The sequence below is a fragment of the Aeromonas eucrenophila genome, from assembly GCF_000819865.1.
Taxonomy (GTDB): domain Bacteria; phylum Pseudomonadota; class Gammaproteobacteria; order Enterobacterales; family Aeromonadaceae; genus Aeromonas; species Aeromonas eucrenophila.
This window is the reverse complement of record NZ_CDDF01000005.1, coordinates 1-25012: the sequence shown is the minus strand read 5'-3', so window position 1 is coordinate 25012 and position 25012 is coordinate 1. Positions and strand designations below refer to the sequence as shown.

Sequence of the window (25012 nt, the reverse complement as noted above, 5' to 3'; positions counted from 1 at the left end):
TGGCATCCTTGCTAAGTGAGGTGGCGGGCCAGGCGCAGCCAGAGGCCCAAGGGGAGCGCCCCAAGCAGGCGCAATAACAATATGAAACGAAACGGGAAATGGATCTGTGACCGACCGGCGGCGAGGCCGCGCACTATGAGCCGGGCCGCCGTCTCGACCGGCAGCAGGCAGGGCATGGCGAAGCGATTGCGGGCGGTCAATGGGGTCTCGATGAAGCCGGGCCGGATCAGGGTCACCCCTATGCCGGTCCCCTGCAGATCGAGGCGCAGGCTGGCCGCCAGATAGTCGAGGGCCGCCTTGGAGGCACCATAGGCCTCGGCCTGGGGCAGTGGCAGCCAGCTCACCGCCGAGCCGACGATGGCCAGCCGCGATCCCTTGCCAAGCAGCGGCAGGAAGGCGGCAAGGGCATGGCCGGTGGCCACCAGGTTGGTGTCGATGACCCGGGCGAACAGGGCGCCATCAAACTGGTGGGCATCCCTGATGTATTCGCAGCTACCCGCATTGAGGATCAGCAGATCCAGCGGCGGCAAGCCAGCGGCCGCCGCGGCAGTAGCGTCACCATCGCGGGCATCGAAGCGCAGCGGGATAATCCCTGCAACCGCGAGCTCGGCCAGCCGCCCCTCGTCGCGGCCGCAGCCCCACACCTGCCAGCCCGCCTGGCGGTATGTGAGCGCCAGCTGGCGGCCGAGGCCCGAGCTGGCGCCGGTGATCAGCACCCGCCCGCTCATGCGCCCAGCCTGGTGCGGATGGCGCGGATGAGGCGCCCCAGCAGGGGCAGCTGCTCGTAGAGCATGGCGCCGAGATCGAAGTAGTCCCGGTGCAGGCACACCTTGCCCCAGGCATCGAACTGCAACTGGGTCGCCCCCTCGACCCGCACCGGCTGACCACCGGCGAGCCTGGGATGGGAGAAGGTCATGATCCAGCCGAGCCAGGCCTCATTGCCCTGCTGCTGCTGGCTCACTATCTCGAAGCGGCAGTAGTGCAGTCGCTGATACAGGGAGGAGAAATAACGGGTGAGTGCCGCCAGCCCATCGATCCGGTGCGCCGGATCGATGAAGACCACCTGCTCGGCATAGATCTCCGGCAGCCGGTGCAACTGCTGCCTGTCCAGTTGCAGGTAGAGGACGATAAAGTGGGCCAGCGGTTCTTTCATCCTATTTTCTCTCCAGTTCCTGAAACATCTCGATGGCCCTCAGCCGTGCCTTGGCATGATCCACCATGGGAGCCGGATAATCCCCTCTCCCCTGCTGCACCAGCCAGTCGTGAGGCTGATGCAACAGGGCGGTCGGCACATCCTTGAGCTCTGCCACCCAGATACGGATAAAGCTGCCGTCAGGATCAAAGCGCTGGCCCTGAGTGGTGGGATTGAACACCCGAAAGTAAGGGGCCGCATCGGCACCTGTACCCGCCGCCCACTGCCAGCCACCGTTGTTGGCCGCCAGATCGCCGTCCACCAGCCGGCTCATGAAGTAATCCTCCCCGAGCCGCCAGTGCAGGTGCAGATCCTTGGTCAGGAAGCTCGCCACTATCATCCGCAACCGGTTGTGCATCCAGCCGGTGGCATTAAGGCAACGCATGGCCGCATCGACGATGGGGTAACCGGTGCGCCCCTCGCACCAGGCCGAGAGCGCCGCCGGATCCCAGCCCCAGGGCAGGGCCCGGGTCTCGGCCTTGAACGGCAGGTTCATGGAGAGGGCCGGCACCAGCATCAGCAGGTGGCGATAAAACTCGCGCCAGATGAGCTCATTGAGCCAGACGAAGCCGGGTTGCCCCTTGGACTGGGGCCGGTAGCCGAGCCGCTGCTGCAAGGCTGCCACGCACTGGCGCGGGCTGACGATCCCCGCCGCCAGATAGGGGGAGAGAGTGGAAGTGCCGGCCAGGGCCGGAAAGTCCCGGGTCTCCCCATAGTCCAGCACCCCCAGCTCCAGAAAAGCGTGCAGCCGGCGTTGGGCCTCGGCCTCCCCCACAGGCCAGCGTGGATCCGGGCTCCCATCCCAAAAATCGGGGTCGACCAGACCCGTTTCACAGAGCGGTCGCCATGGCAACGGCGCCCCCCGCGGCGCCGGGGCACGGTGGATGACGAAGCCGTCCTCCTCCAGGGCCTTGAGCCAGGCGCGGCTGAAGGGGGTAAACACCTTGAACATCTCTTTGGAACCGGTCAGCACCCGCCCCGGCGGCAGCACGCAGCAGCCGTTGAACCAGTGGCTCTGGACTCCCTGCCCCTGCAACGCCTGGCTCACCGCCAGATCCCGGCGCTGCTCGTCGAGCTCTATGGCCTGATTGGCGTAGAGCTGGCGCACCCCGAGCCGGCTCGCCAGGGCACCGATCTCGGCCGGCACCTCGGCAAATGTCTCTACCCGCAGCAGGTGCAGGGGAATGCCAAGCGCCGCCAGCGATTTGCCCAGCTCATCGAGCTGGGCCAGCAGGAAACGCTGCCGGATGGGGGCCACCTTGTGCTGTTGCCACTGAGCGGGGCTGATGACGAACAGAGCCGCGACCTCGCCTCTCTCGCCCTCCCAATCGGCGCAGGCGTGGCGCAGGGCCGGATTGTCGGCCAGACGCAGATCGCTGCGAAACCAGACGAGTTTCATGATCCCTTGCCCTCGCCGCCCGACAAACCCTGTGCCCGCGGGTCGGCCAGCGCGGCCGACAGGGTCGGTGACCAGGCTTGCTCCGCCAGCCAGGCCGGCTCATAGAGGCTACCCAGCGCCCCGAACAGCCGGGCCGAGGCAGGCCATCGCTCGGCCAGATCCCCCTTGCCGAGCCCGGCCCCCAGCAACACCAACCAGCGATCGGGTACCCGTCCGCCGAGCAGCGCGGCGCCCCTCGGCTCGCAGGGGCCGATCAGATGTACCTCCTGGCCCTGGTTGACGAGCTCATAGGCGCACCAGAGCAGGTCCAACGGGCCGACCTGGCCCCAGCTCGCCAGGCAGACGGGGCTCCCCTTCTCCTGCTCGATGAGGTGGCGACCGAAGTGAGCCTGCAGCCAGCCCAGCCAGAAGCGCTGCAGCAGCTCCCCATCGGGCCGCTCGCGCCACAGGCCGAGCAGTTGATCCAGCAGCGGTTGCAATACTCGGCTACGAACCAGCTCGAAGGGGTAGCTGGTGAGCAGCTCCTGTAGCAGGGCCTCGGCCTTGCGCTGATTAAAAGCGAGCATGACTTCGCCAAACTGCGCCATGCTCTGCTGCCAGTGATCGCTGGCAAGGGGACGGTCCGGCTCGCTCAGCAACCCCTTGACCTGGCCAATACTCACCCCCCGCTCGAGCCAGCTCAGGATCTCGCCGATCTGCCGGATATCCTGTTCGCTGTAGAGCCTGTGTCCCTTCTCGGTACGGGCTGGTTGCACCAGGCCATGGCGTCGTTGCCAGGCCCGCAGGGTGACGGCATTGACGCCGGTCAGCCGTGAGACCTCGCGGATGGGGTAAATCGCCTTTTCTTGCATGTGGAGTCCATTTGATAAGAGAGGATGCCCCAGGTTAGCCGCCTTGGTGGCGACCACGGGGCCATGGAAAGCGTCGTCTTCAGCCTTACTCATAGTCCATATCTGAGTCTGAGCGTTTCCGGATGAGGATTAAGATAGACCTGCTCGGCCAGATAGGGGTTGGGATGTTCGCGCAGGTGGTGGCGCAGCAGGGTCAGGGGCACCAGCAGCGGGAAGATACCGACGCGGTACTTGTCGATGGCCTCGGTCAGTTCCTGCTTCTGGGAGGGGGTCAGTACCCGTTTGAAGTAGCCCTGCAGGTGCATCAGCACGTTGGTGTGGCTGCGCCGATTGGCCCGCAAGGTCAGGGCCGTCATCAGCCCCTGGATGTAACGCTCGGCCACCTCCTGCAGGTTGGTTTTGCCCAGATTGCCGAGCAAGGTACCGAGCGCCCGGTAGTGGCCGGTGGCGTGAGAGAGCACCAGATACTTGTAGCGGGAGTGAAAGCCGATGAGAGCGGCGGCGCTGAGCCCACGGGCGAGCAGCTGTTGCCAGTCGTGATAGGCAAACACCCGCAGCACGAAGTTCTCCCGTAGCACGGGATCGCACAGCCGGCCATCCTCCTCCACCGGCAGCAGGGGGTTGGCCGCCATCAGCGCCCTGGCAAACAGCCCTGTCCCCTCCTTGGCACCGCCCTCACCGCCCGCTTCCTTGCCACCGGCAGAATAGACCCGCACCCGCTCCATGCCACAGCTCGGCGACTTGGCGCAGAGGATGTAACCGGAGAGAAAATCGAGCTGGCCGGCCTGCTGCTCGCTGAAGGCGATCAGCTTGTCCGTCACGTCGAAGCTGCCGTTGCTGGCCTCGGCGCGGATCTCCCCCTTGCGCCTGACCAGCCGGATGGCGGCGCGCGGCGCCCCCAGACCGATGGCCATCTCGGGGCATACGGGGTGATAGTCAAAGTGAGCCCCAAGATCCCGTTCACAGAAGCTTGAACGCTTGTGGCCGCCATCGAAACGGACTGCCTGACCGAGCAGACAGGCGCTGATCCCCACCTTAATCTTGTACATGACAACCTCCGGCGTATAACTATTCGTTCAGTTATAGCAGTTGTACAAGATAGGTAAAGATGTACAAGATTAAATGAGAGAAGAAAAACGGACAAACAAGAAAGCCCATGGCCGAAACCATGGGCAAAACCAAGACACCACAGAAAGGAAGCGTTAGAAGCTGTACTTCACACCCAGGCTGGAGATGGAGCCCTGTTGCAGGTCCCACTTGCGGTAGGTGTAATCGGCGGTCAGGGCCAGATTCTGGCTGACCTTGTAGGCGGCACCCACCTTGAAATCGTGCATGTCGTCGGTCATGTTGGCGTAGCGATAGCCGGTGGAGAGTTCCATCACGCCCAGGTCGTAACGCAGACCCACTTCACCGTACAGGCTGCCGCTCTGCTTGCGGGTGATGTTATCCCAGCCGGAGTCGTTCACGTTGTTGGCCAGTTCACGCTCCATGCTGTAGCCCATCAGGCCGGCTTCACCGTACAGGTTCAGGCCGGTGCTGAGGGGAGTGAACACCCCCATCCCCAGATTGGTGATGGCCATGCTGTCGTTGCCGCTGTTGCGGGAGGTGTATTCGGAGCCGAGGCGACCGTAGTAGTTGGAACCGAAGCTCTTGGACAAGTCCAGGCTCAGACCACCGAAGTCACGGTTGTTGCTGTCTTTGCCACCGACGAAGTCGGAATTGGTGTGAGCCCAGGTAGCGGCGCCCTTGGCGTAGCTGAAGGCGTCCTGTGCCATGACGGAGGTAGAAGAGAGACCGGCCAGAACCAGAACAGACAGTGCGACTTTTTGCATTTCATTGACTCCATGTGTTGAGTTAGGCGGGACCTAACTGGAATGGGGTCATTGTGACGGGCAAAGGGTGAGGAGCCGAGCGGCAAGCTGTTGCCAAACGATGTCAGATGTAAGCAAATATTGCTGGCGGTTACCGGGTTAACAATTGAACAGGAAAACGGGCCATGAGGCCCGTTTTCCAAAGCTCAGCGAAACTCGACTTCGTCGATCTGCACCCGCACCAGCGGCTTGCCGCTGAGGCCCGCCGGGCGAGCCAGCTCGATGTCCCGGGAGGGGCGCTGTTCACCCTTGCGCAGATAGGAGTCGGGCAGCCGGTTTTCTCCGACCCAGAAGTGCACCTCCTGGCTCGACAGCTGAGTGCCCTTGGCGTTGAACAGGGTGACGCTGCCGTTCACCCGCACCACGTTGCGGCTGCCGGTGTTGCTCAGCATGAATTGCAGTTGCAGCGGATCCTCACCCTCGATCCGGTTCAGCTTGACGGTGATGCCATCCTTGACGGCCTGGGAGAGCATGTCCGGATTGGTCAGGGCTTGCTCGGTCAACACAGGTGCCACTGCGGCGCCCGTCGCCGCCTCGGCCGTGGTGGCCGCGGTGGCCGGCTTGACCAGCAGGTATTCCCAAGTGAAGTCGTCGTTGAGCTGCACCTGGCGTCCATCCGGCAAGGTGACCTGAGTCAGAGGGGCGGCTTGGACCAACAGAGGGGAGAGGCAGAGGGCAACCAGCAGTCGGGACAGGGGCTTCATAGGTTAATGGCTCGGTGGAGAAGCAGAGGGCGTCAGTATAGAGAGTCGGGTCGTCCTTGCCTATGACCCGACTCACGTTACCGTGCTCTCCCTCCCCCGCTCTCAGATGGCCAAGGCATGGGGATCCTCGCCCGGCACCATGTCCAGGGTGACCAGATCGAACTGGGCACCGAGCAGCGCCTGCAATATGGTTGCCTGCATGTCGAACACCCGGGCTCGCAGGCTAGTGGGCGTCTGGACCCGCGCCAGGGTGGTGACCCTGTCGGCCAGGGTATGGAAGTAAACCTGTACCCCTTCCAGCCCCATGTCACAGAGCAACTGCTCGGCCATGTCGACCATGCGCAGGTGGCGCCTGTCCAGCGACTCGGGATCGGAGAAGCGCCGGCTCAGGCAGTTCTCCCCCCCCTTGCCCCAAAGATCCAGCTGTCGCTTTTGAAAGCCATAGCGAAAGTCCCGGTTGGTCATGCCCTGCTCGGCAAAGAGCCAGAGCGTGTTAGGGGGCAGGCTGTCGAAACGGCGCAGGTATTCTCGCATCTCTTCGACAGAGGCCGACAACAGGATCGGGGAATGATCCTGCCCCAGCAGCTGGCAGAGGTAACGCACCGGATCCTTGACGTCGGCGAGATGGCCGAGGTGCACGCTGAAGATCATCTCATCGGTCTTGATCACCTGGTGCGCTATGCCGTAATGCTGGCAGTAGCGCTTGGCCCTGGCCACCGCCTTGCGGCTGAGGGTCGGGTTATCCAGCGTGATGGCACGGAACCGGACCCCGCTGGCACGGCACAGATCCATGCTGTAGCAGGATTCCAGCCGGCCGGAGAAGGTGACGATCAGCTCGTCATGACCGGCCAGGGTCTCGATAAACCCCTGCTCCCTGGTCTGAAAACTCTGATCGTATCCCCGATTCAGCACGACAACATTGGCATCCATTACAGCGGCCCCGGATGATAAATTGACGTACATTTTGTGCTCAACAGGCTGAATAGGTGCTTACAGAACAGGGATAAAATCCGGTCCCGACTCAAAGGGGGTCGAACGAGATCCGTATTGGTCGACTGAGGGCCCGGGGCCAGCCCGGGGTCAATCATGCAGCCATCCCTGCTCGATGAGTTGCCGGCGGCACTGCACCGCATCGGTGAATACCATGCCCCCTATCCCCAGCGCCTCTGCGGCCGCCACGTTGGCCGGGCTGTCGTCGATAAACAGGCACTCCTTCGCCTTGAGATCGAACGACACCAGCAGGTAGCGGTAGATGTCCGGCTCCGGCTTCATCATCCGCACCCGCGCCGACACCACCTTGCCGCTGAAGAAACGCCAGAACGACTGGTGTTGCTCCAGCCAGTCGATGCTGGCGTGGCCCATGTTGGAGAGCGCATAGAGGACGTGACCGGCGCCGTGCAACTGCTCGATGAGGCGCACCATGGCGGGATCCGGCAGCAGCGAGGCGGGCACCGCCTGCAAGATGGCGAGGTTCTGCGCCGCAGAGAGTCCGGTACGTAACTCGGCCTGGCGCGCCATGGCGTGCAGGGAGAGCGTGCCCCTGTCCACCTCCAGCCAATCCGGGTGATTGAACAGCCGCTCGGCCAAGGCCTCGGCATCCGCCGGGCCCATCACTGAGCCCACTATGGCCACCGGATCCCAGCTCACCACCACCCGTCCCAGATCGAAGATAATCGCCATCGCCTCGCCTCCTGCTCAACTGTCTTGATACCCTGGGAACATCCATCGCGCCCAGCTGCATACCCTGCCCCGTTCGCCGACCTCGGGCAAGTTTTACTTGCATCGAACGCCCAAATCCCTTAATGCTTATGGCGTTACCTTAAGGACAACCCCATGCACGCACCATTCTTCTTCGTTTTCTCGTTTATCCGGCCCACATGAGGGAAGGCCCTGTCGTCGCATGAATAGAAAACAAAGACGAATCGAGCCTCCCCTAGCGGAGGCTTTTTTTTGCATTCACCACCACAGAATACTTGGATAGGGAACCACAATGGCTACGCTCGACGAGATCAGACAGGACATAACCCAGTTGGATGAGGAGCTGCTCGCCCTGCTGGCCAAGCGCAAGACCCTCAGCATCGAGGTCGCCCGTGCCAAGCAGGCCAACCCACGCCCCATCCGCGATACCCAGCGCGAGCAGGACCTGCTGGTCGCCCTGATCCAGAAAGGGCGCCCCCTCGCCCTGGATGCCCAGTACATCACCCGCATCTACCACACCATCATCGAAGACTCAGTGCTCTCCCAGCAAGCCTATCTGCAGAGCCTGCTCAACCCCGAGCAGCAGGAGCCCATGACCAGCGTCGCCTACCTGGGTCCGCGCGGTTCCTATTCCAGTCTCGCGGCCCGCAAGTATCTGGCCCGCTACAAGGATCAGGTGATCGAGGTGAACTGCCAGAACTTCCGCGAGGTGCTGGATACCGTGGAATCGGGCCGCGCCGCCTTCGGGGTGCTGCCCATCGAGAACACCAGCTCGGGCTCCATCAACGAGGTGTACGACGTGATGCAGCACACCACCCTCTCCATCGTCGGTGAGCTGACCTACCCCATAGAGCACTGCATTCTGACGGCTGTGCCGACCGATCTGGCCCGCATCAAGACCTTCTACGCCCATCCTCAGGTGTTCCAGCAGTGCTCCCATTACCTGAGCAAGCTGGAAGGGGCACGTCACGAGATCTGCGACTCCTCCTCCAGCGCCATGATGAAGGTCAAGGAGCTGGGCAGCCCGGAGGCGGCCGCCATCGGCAGCGCGGCGGGCGGCGAGCTCTATGGGCTGGACGTGCTGGCCGAGCAGCTCGCGAACCAGAAAGAGAACTACAGCCGCTTCATCGTGGTGGCCCGCAAGCCCATCGACGTGGCGCCGCAGATTCCGGCCAAGACCACCCTCATCATGTCTACCTCCCAGCGCCCCGGCTCCCTGGTGGAGGCCCTGCTGGTGCTGCGCAGCCACGACATCAACATGACCAAGCTGGAATCCCGGCCGGTGCAGGGCAACCCCTGGGAGGAGATGTTCTACCTGGATGTGTCCGCCAACCTGCAGACCCCGCAGATGCAGGCCGCTCTGCTGGAACTGACCAAGATCACCCGCTACGTCAAGGTGCTGGGCTGCTACCCGAGCGAAGACGTCAAGCCGACCACGGTGCCGCCGGTGCTGATGGGCAAATAAGCCGTCCCGACCGCAAGAGGCGAGCAACCTGCTCGCCTCTTTTTTCTCTGCCTGAGCCCGCCCGTCCCCTCCTCCACAGCCATCCCCCCTCGACTGCACGTTTAATCAAATTGAACGATAGGCACCGAGCATTCACTTTATTGATACGCTCTGGGCCGCCCGTAGGCCCTTTTTCCAGACTGGCGAGGGATCAACCCCCCTGCTACGCCCGGCAGATCCGGATCCCGGGCAACAAAAAGGCGAGCCCCTGGCTCGCCTTGTTCACACTGTCGCCGACGGCCCCTAGAACTGGCCCGCCATCAGCTGGTTGAGGTGATAGAGGTTGCGGGTATCGAGCTCGAGCTCGGTGGCATAGGTGTTGCCACGGGGATAGGTCGCCACCACCCGGGCGCCGCGCACCATGCCGGCCACGGACACATCCAGGGTGTTGGCGGTCTGGGTCAAGTCCTTGTAGCTGCTGCGACCGCTCACCTGCTGGCCGTTGAGCTGCTCCGCCAGTTCCCGGTAGGCATCCATCTTGGAGGCGCGAATGGCCTGCAGCATCTTCTCCGACTGGGACGGTCCCGGCTGGATGTCGATCACCGCGTAGCCGACCGCCTTGAGCACCGGGAAATCATCCGGTTTGCCCCCTCCGTCGTAGTTCACGACCCGATTCCCGCTGCAAGCAGTCAACAGCATTGCCATCAGGCAACCCAGTAGAATTTTCATCTATTGCTCCCTGTCATGGGGTCAGGTTGACCAGATGTCCGGACGGGCTCTGGCCGCCCCGCATCAGGTAACCCCGGTTGACGGATGCCCGGCCAAAGGAGTTGCTGGCGCCGGACAGGTATTGTTGCGGGATCAGGCTCTGGGCCGTGGTCTCCACCATCTTGGTGCGCAAGTCTATGATGCGGGCGTTGACCAGGATCCCCTGAGAATTGCGGCTGAAGGTGCCGGTCAGGATGCGGGAGATGGGCAGACGGGCGGAGAGATCCCGGTAGTTGCGGCTCATCACGAAGTCGCCCTGGGGCGTCACCTGAATGCTGCCCGTGGTCTTGAAGTCCACCACCACTTCCCCGCGCCGGTTGAGCTCATAGATGAAGCTCTCCTCGATCTGCAGGCCCATCCAGTTGGTGTCCTTGAGGGTATCGAGATCGACGAAGGAGGCCACCGCTATGGGCTCACTCAGGGTAGTGAGGGACTTGCGCTCCATCAGCTGATCGGTCATGCGCGCCACCAGCCAGTTGAGCTCCATCCCCTTCGCCGCCTGACGAGGATCCCCTTGATCCCGGTTGATGGGATCGGCGGCCCCGCAGCCGGCCAACGCCAGCGCGAAAGCCAGCGCCGTGATAAATCTGTTCATGGATACCTTTCCTGTATCTACACCTGACTCTGTTATCGGTCGAAACGGCCAACACTTGAGGCGGGAATCGCCCTGGATCTCGTTATCCCTCCCCCAAGATCCCGGTGAGCTTGCGTGGATCCCGGGCCAGGCGGGAGCGGCATGGGGGATGAGGCATGGATCTTGCTTTTATTTGCAGCAAAGGTGTAAACCGGCAAGTGTTCATGCTCAGTCCCGGCCCTGGCCGTCTTCTCGACAGCCGGCCGCCGGTGTCTGCTTATTCAAGGTATCCGTTATGAAAGTAGTGCTGCTGTTAACCCTGCTGCTGGCCAGCCTGTCGGCCCGGGCCGAGCTCATCGAGGCCCAGGGCAGCGCCGCCATTCTGGACGGCGATGAAGCCTATGCTCGCGAGCAGGCGACCCGGGATGCGCTGCGCCAAGCCCTGCTGGCGAGCGGCGCGGCCGTCTCCAGCATCCAGCGTCTGGAGAATGGCAGCCTGCGCTCCGAGCAGATCCAGATCCGCTCGGGGGGCGACATCCGCCAGTATCGGCTCAAGCGGGAGGAGGTACGCAACGGCCGCATGTACATCACGGTGCAGGCCGACATCCTGGCCCAGCGCCAGATCTGCCAGACCCAGCAGTACGCCAAGGATTTGACGCTGGTTCGCCTGCGGATGCGTTACCCGGATCAGGCGAGCACCGGCGCCCTCGACGACATGCCGGCGGATCTCTCCCGCCGCCTGTTCGAAACCCTGGCCAGGGCGCCGCAAGGGGTGCTCACCCGCCAGTGGCTGGACGAGAACCTGCGCATCGATCCGCTCCACCTGCAACAGGGGGACCGCAGCGTGCTCGAGGAGATCAAGGCCCTGAGCCTGCGCACCGACAGCCAGTATCTGGTGCTCGGCAGCATCGACGATCTCTCCCTCGAGCCCCAGGGCAACCAGCTGACCAGCTGGTACCGGGATCCCATCCGCAATTTCCGCATGCAGCTCTACCTGTTCGACGGCATCAACGGCAGCCTGCTCGGCCGCAAGGAGTATCAGGGCCGCGCCAACTGGACCTTCTCCAAGCGGGAGCAGGTCGGCAGCAGCAGCGGCCAGTTCTGGCAGTCGAGTTACGGTCAGGAGGTGAACTACCAGTTGCAGGAAGCAGCCCAGGACATCATCGCCGAGCTGGGCTGTGCCCAGGTCACCGCCCGCATCGTCGGCCAGCACGAGCGCGGCCCTCACATCAACTTAGGAAGGCGCAACGGGGTCAAACTCGGGGATCAGTTCCGCATTCAGCACAGCGCCGACTTCGTCGATCCCTATGGCAAGTCCCGGGTCATGCGCAACCCGGCCGATGGCCTGTTCGAGGTGGTGCAGGTGTTCGAGGATGGCGCCGTCATCAGCAGTCAGAACAAATATTCGCCATTTAACGTCCAAGTCGGTGATTTGGCCGTATTGGAATAGGAATCAAGGGTTTAAAAGGCGGTGGCTTCTTGTATAATGCCCGCCACAAGGTTCCCGTAGCTCAGTTGGATAGAGCGGTCCCCTCCTAAGGGACAGGCCACTGGTTCGACTCCAGTCGGGAACACCATACAAGACAAGGGGTTGGCATCATCAGATGCCAACCCCTTGGTCGTTTTTGGCTCTGGCAAGCTCCCTTGGTCGGCCAACCTGTCCAAGCCATCACAGGCTGAAAGCCCCCCAGCTGCGCAACAACCGGGGGTGTCCTCCTCTAGTCATGGTCAGCTGGCGGTATGCCGAATTCAGGCATCCCCTTGTCATCCCAAGTGATCGTTTTCAGACGGGTATGACGGTTGGGATCGTAAAGCGGATCGCCCTCAATCTCTGTGTAATTTCGTGCGTGATAAACCAGCACATCGTCACCTTCTTTCGTCTTGGTAAAGCTGTTGTGACCCGGCCCAAACTGCTTGTTTTCATGGCTAGTGGTAAAGACGGGGTGCGGGGATTTATGCCAATTTTCGGCCTTGCCCGGATCTGCCGCCATATCGATCCACAAGAGCCCAAGGCAATAATTCTCATCCGTGGCGCTGGCCGAATAACTCACAAAGAGTCTCTCCCCGTGCACCACCACGGCGGGCCCTTCGTTCACCAGGAATCCTCGGCATTCCCAGGGTAATTCGGGTTTGCTGAGCAATACCGGCTCACCTTTTATTGACCATGGCGATTCCATTTCTGCGAGATAGATATTCGAGTTGCCAGGAATATCGGGGGCTTTTTGAGCCCAGAGATACCATAGCTTCCCCTGATGATGGAAAATGGTGGCATCCAGGCTGAAGGTATCGAATTGCGTCTTTATTTTCCCTTTTTCCAGCCATTGACCCGTCATGGGATCCCTGTCCGCACATTCCAGCACAAACATGCGATGCTGGAACATATTGAGGCCATCAAGCGCCTGGGTGTGGGCAGCCGCGAAATAGATATACCATTTTCCATCAATATGGTGCAGTTCTGGCGCCCAAATAAGGTTGCTCATGGGGCCTATATCTGGCTTGCGCCACACCACAACAGCGGCAGCATTGGCCAACCCCTCGAGAGTGGCGGCACAGCGAATTTCGAGCCTGTCGTATTCCGGCACCGATGCAATAAAGTAATAGCGCCCTTCATGGTATAGAATAAATGGATCTGCACGCTGCTCGATGAAGGGGTTTGGCCACGATTGTTGCATCATTTGATGTTCCTTATATTCCAGCTTCAACGGATTGACCATTGAGTTCTTGATAATTGGTACGGCGTTTCTTCAAATCTTCTTGAATCTGCTTCATCAATTTCGTGTCGACTTTAAGCAGCCGCACGACCCCGGCGGTGATCAGGTATCCAATGCCCGGAATGATGGTGAACAACATGACGATGCCATGGACCGCATCCGGATTTTGGTGCTGTGCACTCGCGTCATAGCCGTACCAGGAGAGCAAGAAGCCAACCATGGCACCCGCTATCGCCAGGCCCAGTTTCAGGAAGAACAGGTTACCGGAGAAGCTGATACCCGTAATACGTTTACCGGTTTTCCATTCACCATAGTCATCCACATCGGCCATCAGTGACCAGTGCAGCGGGGAAGGGATCTGGTGCAGGATATTGAGCAAGAAATACATCACCACGATCAGCACGGTGGCATGGGGGTCGAGGAAATAGAAGCCGCAGGAGAAGAGGGCCAGCGCGATATTCGTCCAGAAGAACACCTTCAACTTGCAGAACCGGTCGGTCAGGGTCTTGGCAAGCATGCTGCCACCCATCATGCCGACCACGCCCAGGCTGATGAACATAGTGGCAAAGCTGGTACTCTGTTGCATGACCCAGAGGACGTAATACATGGTGGCGGCCATGCGAATAAAACCAGGGCAGACATTGCACAGCGTCAGCAATAAAATCCGTACCCACTGATCATTTTTCCAGATGTCTTTCAAATCAGATTTGAGATCACTGTTCGTTGGCACCGCCGGACGAATACGCTCGCGGACGGTCGCGAAGCAGAATAAATACATGCACATGGCGAGGACAGCGAGCACCGCCATGGCCATTTGATAGCCCTTCGCCTTGTCGCCATCCCCAAACCACTCGACCATGGGTAACAGCGTCAGCGATAGGATCAAGGTTGCTATACCTACCATGACGAAGCGGTAGGATTGGCAGGAGACACGCTCTTTCGGATCGTTGGTAATCACGCTGCCCAATGAGCAATAAGGCACACCGACGGCTGTGTAGGCAAGGGAGCACAGGAAATAGGTCGCAAAGGCATAGATAACCTTGCTTTCATAACTCCAGTCGGGAGTCGTGAACATCAGAATGCTGCAGATGGCAAAGGGCAGGGCCATCCATAATAGCCATGGGCGAAAACGACCCCATCGGCTCTGTGTTCGATCGGCGATGGCCCCCATAATAGGGTCTGTTATTGCATCGATGATTCTCACCGAGAGTAACAGCACCCCCACTAGGGCCGGCGCTAGACCAAATACGTCGGTATAAAAATAATTCACAAAGAGCATTATGGTGCCAAACAGAATATTGCATCCTGCATCGCCCATTCCATAACCGATTTTTTCTCTCACCGATAGTCGATTGCTTTCCATCGTCAGCTCTCCCGAGCAATAAGTGCGTGGACAGCATTATTCATCTTCGATGAAAATCTTACCTGCCAAGAATGTGCTGCGAATATGGATGATGTTGTCATGGGCAGTAAAGTGTGATGTTCGCTGGATCCGGGGAAAATAATAAAGAGAATAGTTGGCTGGGTATCATTTAAATCTGTCTGGGCATGCATTAATTTAATTGCAATGCCAAATGGATATAAACCACCCGCTTACCTGAACTGTCCCTGACTCACCAGCCGATATTCCGGTCATCCTGAAATAATATCGTCACCCCGCCATATTCCCAGGCAGGGTGACAATATCGCTATTTTATAACCGGGGTCATCCGGGCACTCAGAATTGGATCTCATGGGGCAATGAAACCATCAGAGCGGAGCGGCACATTTCCGATATTCGGTCGGGCTAACCCCGACCCGCTTCTTGAAGACTCGCGAGAAGTAGAGCTGATCGTCATAACCCACTTGCTGGCCGATGACCGCCACCGCCAGGGGGGTGGTTTGCAGCAGCAGCTTGGCACGCATGATCCGTTGATCCTCGCGCCAGCGCACTATGCTCACCCCCACCTGATCCCGGAATAGATGGGCAAGGCGTGAAGGGGAGAGAAACACTCTCTCAGCCAGCGCTTCAATGGAGATTTCTGCCGAGAGCGACTCGCTCAGGATCTGGCAGGCCTCATGAACACGGTGATCGATAGGAGAATATTCCGTCAGGGAGGTCACTTCATGGCAGCGGATCAGCAGGCGCTCCAGCAGGTTCATAGCCAGCTGTTCAGACATGGGGCGGATCTGCTTGTGGGTCTCCGCGATATCGATGAAGAGATCGTCAAACTCCTGGAGCAACTGCGCATCGGCCAGGTTCAATCGCCCCACCTTCTCGACCACCTGCGGCCACTTGAGCCAGTCGGCCCAATAGGCCCTCGGTCTGAAATAGACCCAGCGATGATGCCACTCCTGCGCATCCTGCGCCCGGCCGTAACAGTGCACCGCCGCGGGCGGGAACAGCAAGAGATCGCCTGGCTCGACCGTAAAAGCCTGATCGCCCTGGAAGATCTGCCCCTTTCCCTTGATGGTCAGATTGACGATGAAACCCTTCATGCCGCCAGGGCGATCGATGATGAAGTCGAGCGCGCTGCCCTTCTCGATGGGCGTCATGTCGGATACGAGGAACACATTGAATGCGTATCCCGGCAACAAGGGGTTGAGTTGTTTTGGCTTGTCTTTCTGTATCGAGGACATGGCAGAGAAAAGCGTTTCAGTAAAAAAATCAGCGTCAGCCATTGTAGAGATTCATCCTCCGAATACGCCATCTGGCGGCCAGCCCGATGCGGGATAATTGAGCTGGATCACAATCATTGACATGAAACACAGTGCAAACAACCAGGCCAGCGGGAGGCTGGCCTGGTATGAGGGTCAGATACGGGCCTTGCGCACCTGTTTGTAGCGGTCGAACAGCACGGCGGCCAACAGGATCAAGCCCCGAACCACGTACTGGGCAAACGGCGAGATGTTGAGCAGGTTCATGGCGTTCTCCATCAGCCCCAGGATCAATACCCCCGCGATGACATAAGAGATCTTGCCGATCCCCCCCTTCATGGACACCCCGCCCAGCACGCAGGCCGAGATGACCACCAGCTCGAAGCCGATGGAGGTCATGGGTTGCCCCGAGGTCATGCGGGAGGCGAGTATGATGCCGGCGATCGAGGCGATAAGGCCCGTCATGGCGAAGATGATGATCTTGGTGCGCACCACGTTGACCCCGGCCAGCCGCGCCGCTTCTTCATTACCCCCCATCGCCAGGGTATTGCGACCAAAGGTGGTCTTGTTGAGCAACAGACCGAACAGGATGAAACAGAGTGCGGTCAACCAGACCGGGGTCGGAATGCCCAGCAGGGCGGAGTTGCCCAGATCGAAGAAGCCCTCTTCGACGATGCCGACCGCCTTGCCGTCCGAGATGATATAACCCACCCCGCGCGCCATCTGCATGGTCGCCAGCGTAGTGATCAGGGCGTTGATCTTGAATTTGGCCACCACTATCCCGTTGATGAGGCCAAACAGCACCCCGACCGCCATGCCGGCAAAGATGCCGACCGTGATGCTCTCGGTCGCGTTGATCGCCACGGCGCAGGCCACGCCGGAACAGGCAACTACCGAGCCGACCGACATGTCAAACTCGCCGGAGGCCAGGCAGAACAGCATGCCGCACGCCACCATGCCGGACATGGAGACGGCAAGGCCCAGCCCGCGCATGTTGATCAGGCTGGCAAAGTTGGGCACCAGGGCACAGGCCAGCAGAAACAGGATGGCGAAGACCACGAGCATGCCGTATTGATCCCAGATACGGGCCAATTGCAGTCGCGGGCTGTTTGCCGTGGACAGGCTCGATTGCTGTCCGGTTGAGGTGGTGGTAGTCATGGTATTGCTCCTTGTTATTCTGGGTCGCTGTCGAATGGGGTGATAAGGGATTACCGCGCTGGCATCGCCAGATTCAGTGCCTTTATTTCGTCGGCCTCATCGTGGGATAGCTCCCCCGCGATCAGCCCTTCCCGCATGACCATGATGCGGTCCGCCACGCCCAGCACTTCCGGCAGCTCGCTCGACACCACCACCACGGCAATGCCGACCTTGGCCAGATCGTAAATCACGTTGTAGATCTCGTTCTTGGCCCCGACGTCGATGCCCCGGGTCGGTTCATCGAGCAGGATCACCTTCATGTCTTCCGAGAGCCAGCGCCCCAGAATGGCCTTCTGCTGGTTACCGCCGGAGAGGTTCATGATGGCCTGCTGGGGTGACGGGGTCTTGACCCGCATGTCGCGGATCCGCAGCCTGGCGTTCTCATCCTCCCACTTCTGGTTGATCCAGAAGCCTCCCCACGCCTTGTGGCGACGGGCGCTGATGTTGATATTTTCCTGTACCGAGTGGATGGGAATGATGCCGAGCGCCTTGCGATCTTCGGTGCAGAGCATGATCCCGCTGCGGATGGCGTCGATGGGACTACGGATCGTCACCGGATTGCCGAAGATGGAGATCTCGCCAGACACCATCTTGTCGGCGCCGAAGATGAGCTTCATCAGCTCACTGCGGCCGGCACCGACCAGTCCGAAGATGCCGAGGATCTCCCCGCGTTTGACCTCGAATGAGACGGGTGCCTTCAACCCGGGGCCCATCAGCTCACTGACTTGCAAGCCCACCTCGCCGAGCGGGCGCGGGCTATAGCCATAGATATCGGTCAGCTCGCGCCCCACCATGGTCTTGACCAGCAGATCCCGGTTGACCTCGGCCATGGAGGCGAAGGTGCGCACGAACTGGCCATCCTTGAACACAGTGATGGCGTCGCACAGCTCGAAAATTTCGTCCATGCGGTGGGAGACATAGAGGATCACCTTGCCTTCGTCGCGCAGCTGGCGAATGACCCGGAACAACTGCTCGATCTCGCGGGCGGAGAGGCTGCTGGTCGGCTCATCGAAGGCGATGATGCTGGCATCGCGGGTCAGCGCCTTGGCGATTTCCACCATCTGCCACTGACCGAGCGACAGGTATTTGAGTGGCGTTTCTGGTGCCACATCCATCCCCAGCCGGGTCAGCTGTTTAGCCGCATCCTGATAGAGTTTTTCCCGGTCTATGACCCCGCGTCGGGTCGGCAGCTGACCGAGATAGATGTTTTCCGCCACCGTCATCTCAGGCACCAGATGCAGCTCCTGATAGATGATGGCGATCCCGCTCTCCAGGGCATCGACCGTGCTCTGGAAGACCTGATCCTGCCCAGCCAACTTGACGACCCCGGTGGTCGGCGCCTGAAAGCCACTCAGGATCTTGAGCAGGGTGGATTTTCCGGCTCCATTCTCTCCCATCAGCGCATGGACCGTGCCCTGATGGCAGGAAAAGGAGACGTTTTGCAGCGCCTTGACACCAGGAAACTCCTTGCTGATGCCGCAAAACTCCAAATAAGGAACTGACTGATTCATGTGTTCACTCCAAGCAACCGGCATGGCGGCTCTGCGCCATGCCGGTATCGGTGCCAGTACGAATGACGACTATTACAGGCCTTTCTTCTGTAGCTCTTCCTTGAAGTTGTTGCGGGTGATCAGCACCACATCGGTCACTTCGGTGAACTTGGCGGGTTCGACGTCATTGGTCACCCAGTCGTGCAGCATCTGGATGCTCTTGTAGCCATGCACGTCGGGGCTTGGCAGCAGGGAACCGAAGAAGCCAGTCGCCTTCGACTTGGACAGCTCATTCACCGCATCCACCCCGTTGATGCCGATGCCGATGACGCTCTCGGCCTTGAAGCCCTGCCCTTCGGTGGCACGCACGCCGCCCAGTACGGTGTTGTCATTCATGCCGACGATGAGCCAGTTCTTCACCTCTGGATGCTGTACCAGCATGGAGTTCGCCGCATCCAGGGCACCTGGAATGTCGTTGGCCTTGGTCGGGGCGCGATAGATCTGGGCATCGGGGAAACCTGCGGCCTTCAAGGCACTCAGGGAGCCTTCGACGCGGCGGCGGGCGGTATCCAGCTCATCGGCGGTGATGGCGAGCACGGCCGATTCCTTCAGATCCCACTGGCGATTCTGCATCTCTTTGTAGAGCTCCTGGCCCTGGCGCTCACCGATCTTGGTGGCGGCCATCATCACCAGCGGCACATCCGACATCGGCTGGCCCTTGGCATTGACGAACTGGTCGTCCACCGTGATGACTTTCAGATCCATGCTCTTGGCCTTGGCCATGATGGCCGCCCCGAGCTTGGGATCCGGGGTGCAGATAACGAATCCTTTGGCACCGTTTGCCGCCAGGCTGTCGATCGCATTCAGCGTCTTCTCGCCATCCGGCACGGCTATCTTGATGACGTCGAAGCCGAGGTCTTTACCCGCCTTGTCGGCGAAGTTCCACTCGGTCTGGAACCAGGGCTCCTCCGGCTGCTTGACCAAATAACCCAGCTTCAATTGTTCGGCAGAAAAAGCAGTATTTGCTATGCCAAGTGCCAATCCGACAGCAATCATGCTTTTAACTATTTTGTTCATGCCATTGTCTCCAATCGTTCAATCAATCCATGTATCTAAGAGGAGCTGCTTATTGATTTATTTGCTTCACTCAATTCACAGCGAGCATAAAAACATTTCAAAACATAATGTTATTCTTATTTCGTTATTCAGTGCCTATGAGCGAGCTTAGTTTTAGTAGTTTTTCCGGTGGGAGTTTGAGAGCAGGATCACGCCATGGGATCGTAGCTATTTAGTCTATATCTTTAGCTAAATCGTCATATATCGGATTTAAGTACGCGGTCACACCCTTACATTAACAGCTTAAATATCCATATTTTTAGCAGCCTATTGATAACTCCCCTCTCGCCTCATCTCCTATGGTTGCTCCCCAGTCACCCCATTCATTAATGGTCAGGAGCACAGCATGCTTGAGCACATCGTCATCGGACTCGACTTCGGTAGCGACTCGGTCAGGGCACTCGCCGTTCGTTGTCACGACGGCGCCGAACTCGCCACTCACGTTGTCTACTACCCGCGCTGGCAGGCCGGACAATATTGCCAGCCGATCCAGAACCAGTTCCGCCACCACCCCCGCGACTACATGGAGTCGATGGAACAAGCCGTGGTCAATGTGGTCGGCCAGCTGTCCGCCGCGCAGCGTGCCGCCGTCCGTGGCATCGGGGTCGACAGCACGGGCTCGACGCCCGCCCCCATCGATGACGAAGGCCGAGTACTGGCACTGCGCCCCGAATTTGCCGACAACCCCAATGCCATGTTCGTGCTGTGGAAAGATCACACCGCCATCGAGGAGGCCGAGGCCATCACCGCCCTCTGCCACGGTGGCCAGTTTGCCGATTACAGCCGCTATATCGGGGGCATTTACTCCTCCGAGTGGTTCTGGGCCAAGATCTTGCACGTCTCCCGCGCGGATGCCGCAGTACGTGAAGCCGCCTGTAACTGGGTGGAACTCTGTGACTGGGTCCCCGCCATCCTGAGTGGCACCGAGTCGCCGGCCAACATCAAGCGCGGTCGCTGCTCTGCGGGTCACAAGTCCCTGTGGCACCCGAGCTGGGGTGGCCTGCCCCCTGCCGAGTTTCTCGATGCCCTGGATCCGCTGCTGACCCAGACGCTGGATTTCCCGCTGTTTACCGATACCTGGACCGCCGATGTGCCGGTGGGCAGGCTGACGCCGGCGTGGGCCGAGCGGTTCAATCTGAGCTGTGATGTCGTCATTGCCGGCGGCGCCTTCGATTGCCACATGGGGGCGGTGGGCGCAGGAGCCAGCAAGAATGCGCTGGTGAAAGTCATCGGCACCTCCACCTGCGACATTCTGATCGCCGATGAAGAGACCATTGGTGAGCGGGCGATCAAAGGGATCTGTGGCCAGGTCGATGGCAGCGTGGTGCCCGGCATGGTCGGGTTGGAGGCGGGACAATCCGCCTTTGGCGATATCTATGCCTGGTACCAACGCCTGCTGAGCTGGCCACTGGATCGGCTGGCAGAGCAATATCCCGAGCTGCACACCGCCGTCGAAACCCAGAAACAGCAGCTGCTGCCAAGCCTCGCCGCGACCTGGGACCAGCAACTCGACTTGCAACATCTGCCGGTGGTGCTCGACTGGTTCAATGGCCGCCGTACCCCGTACGCCAACCAACGCCTGCAAGGCACCATCACGGGTCTTAACCTCGGCTCCAACACCGCCGATCTGTTTGGCGCCCTGGTGGCATCCACCGCCTTTGGTGCTCGCAGCATCATGGAGTGCATGACCAGCCAGCAGGTGCCGGTTGAGCAGGTGATCGCCCTCGGCGGCATCGCCCGCAAATCCGCCACCGTCATGCAGACCTGTGCCGACGTGATGAATCGCCCCATCCAGGTGGTGGCATCGGATCAGTGCTGCGCCCTCGGCGCCGCCATCTTTGCCGCCGTCGCCGCCGGGATCTACGCCAATGTGGCCGATGCGCAGGTGGATATGGCCAGCGGCATTGAACGCACCCATCAGCCGCAGGCCGAGAGGGTGGCCGAGTACGAACTGCTGTATCAGCGCTACCTCCACTGGAGCGATGCCGCCGAGCCCCTCTACAACGAAGGAGCCCTGGCATGAACCTCAAAAGACTCAAAGAGCAGGTGCTCACCGCCAATCTCGACCTGCCGAGACACGGCTTGGTGACCTTCACCTGGGGCAATGTGAGCGGTATCGATCGCGAGCAGGGTCTGGTGGTCATCAAGCCGAGCGGGGTCAGCTACGACAAGATGCTATTGGAGGATCTGGTGGTGCTGGATCTGGCGGGCAGACAGGTCGAGGGTGCGTTGCGCCCCTCCTCCGACACCGCAACCCATCTGGTGCTCTATCGTACCTACCCCGAACTCGGCGGTGTGGTGCATACCCACTCCACCCACGCCACCGCCTGGGCCCAGGCGGGTCGTGCCATTCCCGTTTTTGGCACCACCCAGGCCGACTATTTCAACGGTGCCGTGCCCTGTTCCCGCCTGCTGACCCCGAGTGAGGTCGGTGAAGATTATGAGGGGCTCACCGGCCACCTCATCGTCGAGACCTTGCAGCAGATCCCCATCCTCACCATGCCGGGCGTACTGGTGGCAAACCATGGCCCCTTCAGCTGGGGCAAGGATGCCCATGAGGCGGTGCACAACGCCGTAGTACTGGAAGAGGTGGCGCGCATGGCCTGGCTCACCCATCAAATCAATCCGCAGGCAAACAACCTGCCCGACTACATGCTGGAAAAACACTACCAGCGCAAACATGGCAAACACGCCTACTACGGCCAGACAAAAGCCTAAGCAGAGGATAAGAACATGGAATTTATGAAGCAACTGGAAGTGTGGTTCCTGGTTGGCAGCCAGCACCTGTATGGCGCCAACACCCTGAAGCAGGTCGCCGATCACGCCGACACCATCACCAAGCAACTCAACGAGCACGCGGGTCTCCCCCTCAAGATCGTGCTCAAGCCCACCAGCACCACCCTCGATGAGATAAGTAGCGTCGCCCGCGATGCCAATCACAGCGAGCAATGCGCAGGGCTGATGGTGTGGATGCACACCTTCTCCCCCGCCAAGATGTGGATCCCGGCCCTCAGCCAGTTGCAGAAGCCCCTGCTGCAATTCCACACCCAGTTCAACCGCGATCTGCCCTGGGGCGAGATCGACATGGACTTCATGAACCTCAACCAGACCGCCCACGGCGGCCGCGAATTCGGTTTCATGGGCGCTCGCCTGCGCCTGCCGCGCACCATAGTGGTCGGTCACTGGCAGGATGAGGAGGCCCACACCAAGATCGGCAACTGGATGCGTATCGCCGCTGCCATTCACGACAGCCGCAAGATGAAAGTCGCCCGTTTCGGTGACAACATGCGCAACGTCGCTGTCACCGAAGGGGATAAAGTGGAGGCTCAGATCCGGTTTGGCTATCAGGTGAACTATCACCCGGTCGGCGATCTGGTCAAAGTCATCGACGCCGTCCCCGCCGCCGATATCGAGGCGCTGCTGGCCGAGTATGAGCAGAGCTACACCCTGACCGAGGCGGTCCAAGCGGGCGGCCCACAGCGTGAATCCCTGTATGAGGCGGCTCGTCAGGAACTGGGGATGAAAAAATTCCTCACCGACGGCAACTTCGGTGCCTTCACCACCACCTTCGAAGATCTCTACGGCATGCATCAGTTGCCGGGGCTGGCCTGCCAACGCTTGATGCAACAAGGTTTCGGCTTTGGTGGGGAGGGGGATTGGAAGACCGCGGCCCTGCTGCGCACCCTCAAGATCATGGGCCATGGCCTGCCAGGCGGTACCTCCTTCATGGAGGACTACACCTACCATCTCGAGGCCGGTAACAACCTGGTGCTGGGCGCCCACATGCTGGAAGTCTGCCCCTCCATCGCCGCCGCCAAGCCGGTGCTCGATGCCAAGCATCTGGGGATCGGCAAGAAGGCCGATCCGGCGCGCCTGCTGTTCTCGGCACCCGCCGGCAAAGCCATCAATGCCAGCTTGATCGACATGGGCAATCGCTTCCGCCTGGTGGTCAACCAGCTCGAAGTGGTGGATCTGCCGGAATCCATGCCAAATCTGCCGGTGGCGAGCGCGCTGTGGAACCCCATGCCAAATCTGCAAACCAGCGCAGAGGCCTGGATCCTGGCTGGCGCCGCCCACCACTCGGTCTTTAGCCAATCGGTGGACATCGAGCAGTTGCGCACCTTCGCCGACATCATGGGCATCGAATTCCTGGTGATCGATGAAACCACCCAGATCCCGGCGTTCAAGCAAGAGATCCGCTGGAACGAGGTCTACTACAAGATCTGCCAATAACCCCTTGCAAGCCCCCGCTCCCGGGGGCTTTTTATTGCCCTCATTTTCCCAAGGACAACGTTATGACCAGTTTGTTGGCGCAGCTTGGCGCCCTCACCACAGTGGTTGCCGATACGGGCGAACTCGCGGCCATCAAGGTATTCCAGCCACAAGATGCCACCACCAATCCTTCCCTGATCCTCAAGGCGGTGTCCCATCCGGACTACGCCCCTTTGCTGGCAAACGCCATAGAACAGGCCAGACAGCACAGCAGCCCGTTAACGGATCGGGTGATGGAGACCGCCGACCGACTGATAGTCGCGATTGGCTGCGAGGTGCTGAGCCATATTCCGGGGCGGATCTCCACCGAGGTGGATGCCCGCCTCTCCTTTGATACAGACGCGACCGTGGCCAAGGCGCGCAAGCTGATTTCGCTCTACGGGGCACAAGGCATCGGCAAGGAGCGAGTGCTCATCAAGATGGCTGCCACCTGGGAAGGGATCCGCGCCGCCGAACAGCTGGAAAAAGAAGGGATCAACTGCAATCTGACCCTGTTGTTCAGCTTCGCCCAGGCGCGGGCCTGCGCCGAGGCCGGTGTCTACCTCATCTCGCCCTTTGTCGGCCGCATCCTCGACTGGCACAAGGCCAAAACCGGCCAGGACTATGATGCCAAAACAGACCCAGGCGTTATCTCGGTGCGCGACATTTACCACTATTACAAACAGCACGGCTACGAGACGGTGGTCATGGGTGCCAGCTTCCGCAACGTGGGAGAAGTGCTTGCCTTGGCAGGTTGCGATCGGCTCACCATCAGCCCGGCGCTGCTCGATGAACTTGCCAACCAACAAGGCGCGGTTAGCCGCCAGCTGAACGATGGCGGTGAACGCCGCGAGCGGCCCGCGCCCTTGTGTGAGGCGGCCTTCCGCTGGCAGCACAACGAAGATGCGATGGCGACGGAAAAACTGGCCGAAGGGATCCGGGCCTTTGCCATCGATCAACAGAAGTTGGAGCAGTTGCTGGCGGCCAGGCTGGCCTGATCCCGTGAGACATTGAGCATCCAGTGGCGGCCATTCAGCACGGGTGGACCGCCCTGTTTCGAGCCCCCGTCATTGCCACTTCACATGAAATAATCGCAGGAGATACAGATG

The 25012-nt window shown here is 60.3% G+C and carries 23 protein-coding genes, 1 tRNA gene and 1 other annotated feature; of the genes, 7 read left to right on the top strand and 17 right to left on the bottom strand.

All coding sequences use genetic code 11. The features are described 5' to 3' along the window. Positions 1-11 precede the first annotated feature (11 nt). From BN1124_RS04185 to BN1124_RS04145, 9 genes are all read right to left on the bottom strand, one after another. Positions 12-728 carry an SDR family NAD(P)-dependent oxidoreductase gene (locus tag BN1124_RS04185; protein ID WP_042639486.1) on the bottom strand — a complete coding sequence of 239 codons (717 nt, stop codon included), beginning with the start codon at positions 726-728 and terminating at the stop codon, positions 12-14. Continuing rightward, positions 725-1153, bottom strand: coding sequence for a nuclear transport factor 2 family protein (locus BN1124_RS04180; protein WP_042639484.1), 429 nt, complete (start codon positions 1151-1153; stop codon positions 725-727). The genes BN1124_RS04185 and BN1124_RS04180 overlap by 4 nt, the downstream gene beginning before the upstream one ends. 1 nt (position 1154) lies before the next feature. After that, on the bottom strand, positions 1155-2591 hold the full coding sequence (gene phrB / locus BN1124_RS04175) for a deoxyribodipyrimidine photo-lyase (RefSeq protein ID WP_042639482.1): 1437 nt from the start codon (positions 2589-2591) through the stop codon (positions 1155-1157). Beyond that, positions 2588-3442 carry a MerR family transcriptional regulator gene (locus tag BN1124_RS04170; protein WP_042639481.1) on the bottom strand — a complete coding sequence of 285 codons (855 nt, stop codon included), beginning with the start codon at positions 3440-3442 and terminating at the stop codon, positions 2588-2590. Before BN1124_RS04170 ends, phrB begins: the two co-directional genes overlap by 4 nt. An 89-nt stretch (positions 3443-3531) precedes the next feature. Beyond that, a complete protein-coding gene (locus BN1124_RS04165) occupies positions 3532-4491 on the bottom strand; it encodes a YbgA family protein (RefSeq protein ID WP_042639480.1) in 960 nt (319 codons plus the stop codon). A gap of 153 nt (positions 4492-4644) precedes the next feature. Then, positions 4645-5274 (bottom strand): outer membrane beta-barrel protein, encoded by a 630-nt coding sequence (locus BN1124_RS04160; protein WP_042639478.1) that lies wholly within the window; start codon positions 5272-5274, stop codon positions 4645-4647. A 185-nt stretch (positions 5275-5459) separates the two neighbouring features. After that, positions 5460-6017 (bottom strand): DUF3157 family protein, encoded by a 558-nt coding sequence (locus BN1124_RS04155; protein WP_042639476.1) that lies wholly within the window; start codon positions 6015-6017, stop codon positions 5460-5462. A gap of 102 nt (positions 6018-6119) precedes the next feature. Next, positions 6120-6980 (bottom strand): adenine nucleotide alpha hydrolase family protein, encoded by an 861-nt coding sequence (locus BN1124_RS04150; protein ID WP_082041420.1) that lies wholly within the window; start codon positions 6978-6980, stop codon positions 6120-6122. A gap of 117 nt (positions 6981-7097) precedes the next feature. Next, complete coding sequence (locus BN1124_RS04145) at positions 7098-7697, bottom strand: HAD family hydrolase (RefSeq protein WP_042639472.1); 600 nt, start codon at positions 7695-7697, stop codon at positions 7098-7100. 149 nt (positions 7698-7846) lie between these two features. Beyond that, positions 7847-7969: a sequence feature (Phe leader region), on the top strand. A gap of 38 nt (positions 7970-8007) precedes the next feature. Here BN1124_RS04145 and pheA point away from each other — a divergent pair. Further along, positions 8008-9180 (top strand): prephenate dehydratase, encoded by a 1173-nt coding sequence (pheA, locus tag BN1124_RS04140; RefSeq protein ID WP_042639470.1) that lies wholly within the window; start codon positions 8008-8010, stop codon positions 9178-9180. A gap of 282 nt (positions 9181-9462) precedes the next feature. On the opposite strand, the gene BN1124_RS04135 is transcribed toward pheA, so the two are convergent. Next, positions 9463-9888, bottom strand: coding sequence for an LPP20 family lipoprotein (locus tag BN1124_RS04135; RefSeq protein ID WP_042639468.1), 426 nt, complete (start codon positions 9886-9888; stop codon positions 9463-9465). A gap of 13 nt (positions 9889-9901) precedes the next feature. Then, entirely contained in the window at positions 9902-10522 is a 621-nt protein-coding gene (locus BN1124_RS04130) for a FlgO family outer membrane protein (RefSeq protein ID WP_042639467.1), read from the bottom strand. A gap of 274 nt (positions 10523-10796) precedes the next feature. Here BN1124_RS04130 and BN1124_RS04125 point away from each other — a divergent pair, with 274 nt between their 5' ends. Next, positions 10797-11951, top strand: a complete 1155-nt coding sequence (locus BN1124_RS04125; RefSeq protein WP_042639465.1) for a flagellar assembly protein FlgT — start codon at positions 10797-10799, stop codon at positions 11949-11951. A gap of 50 nt (positions 11952-12001) precedes the next feature. Further along, a tRNA-Arg gene (locus BN1124_RS04120) sits at positions 12002-12078 on the top strand. A 141-nt stretch (positions 12079-12219) separates the two neighbouring features. Here BN1124_RS04120 and BN1124_RS04115 read toward each other — a convergent pair. From BN1124_RS04115 to BN1124_RS04090, 6 genes are all read right to left on the bottom strand, one after another. Continuing rightward, positions 12220-13215: a glycoside hydrolase family 43 protein gene (locus BN1124_RS04115; RefSeq protein ID WP_231553595.1), complete on the bottom strand. Its 996-nt coding sequence runs from the start codon at positions 13213-13215 to the stop codon at positions 12220-12222. Then, the gene (locus BN1124_RS04110; RefSeq protein ID WP_042639463.1) at positions 13187-14575 is read right to left on the bottom strand and encodes a glycoside-pentoside-hexuronide (GPH):cation symporter; all 1389 of its coding nucleotides are present in this window, start codon (positions 14573-14575) and stop codon (positions 13187-13189) included. The genes BN1124_RS04115 and BN1124_RS04110 overlap by 29 nt, the downstream gene beginning before the upstream one ends. A gap of 386 nt (positions 14576-14961) precedes the next feature. Further along, positions 14962-15873: an arabinose operon transcriptional regulator AraC gene (gene araC / locus BN1124_RS04105; RefSeq protein ID WP_042639461.1), complete on the bottom strand. Its 912-nt coding sequence runs from the start codon at positions 15871-15873 to the stop codon at positions 14962-14964. Positions 15874-16005: 132 nt separating this feature from the next. Next, positions 16006-17007: an L-arabinose ABC transporter permease AraH gene (araH, locus tag BN1124_RS04100; protein ID WP_042639460.1), complete on the bottom strand. Its 1002-nt coding sequence runs from the start codon at positions 17005-17007 to the stop codon at positions 16006-16008. Between the two features lie 50 nt (positions 17008-17057). After that, a complete protein-coding gene (gene araG / locus BN1124_RS04095; protein WP_042639458.1) occupies positions 17058-18557 on the bottom strand; it encodes an L-arabinose ABC transporter ATP-binding protein AraG in 1500 nt (499 codons plus the stop codon). Positions 18558-18629: 72 nt separating this feature from the next. Further along, complete coding sequence (locus BN1124_RS04090) at positions 18630-19613, bottom strand: arabinose ABC transporter substrate-binding protein (protein ID WP_042639456.1); 984 nt, start codon at positions 19611-19613, stop codon at positions 18630-18632. Between the two features lie 385 nt (positions 19614-19998). Between BN1124_RS04090 and BN1124_RS04085 the strand changes: the two genes are divergently transcribed. The 4 genes from BN1124_RS04085 to tal all read left to right on the top strand — a co-directional run bounded on the left by BN1124_RS04085 (position 19999) and on the right by tal (position 24901). After that, the gene (locus tag BN1124_RS04085) at positions 19999-21675 is read left to right on the top strand and encodes a ribulokinase (RefSeq protein WP_042639454.1); all 1677 of its coding nucleotides are present in this window, start codon (positions 19999-20001) and stop codon (positions 21673-21675) included. Further along, positions 21672-22370: an L-ribulose-5-phosphate 4-epimerase gene (locus tag BN1124_RS04080; RefSeq protein ID WP_042639452.1), complete on the top strand. Its 699-nt coding sequence runs from the start codon at positions 21672-21674 to the stop codon at positions 22368-22370. Before BN1124_RS04085 ends, BN1124_RS04080 begins: the two co-directional genes overlap by 4 nt. 15 nt (positions 22371-22385) lie before the next feature. Next, a complete protein-coding gene (araA, locus tag BN1124_RS04075; RefSeq protein WP_042639450.1) occupies positions 22386-23885 on the top strand; it encodes an L-arabinose isomerase in 1500 nt (499 codons plus the stop codon). A 62-nt stretch (positions 23886-23947) separates the two neighbouring features. Then, a complete protein-coding gene (gene tal, locus BN1124_RS04070; protein WP_042639448.1) occupies positions 23948-24901 on the top strand; it encodes a transaldolase in 954 nt (317 codons plus the stop codon). The last annotated feature ends 111 nt before the right edge of the window (positions 24902-25012 follow it).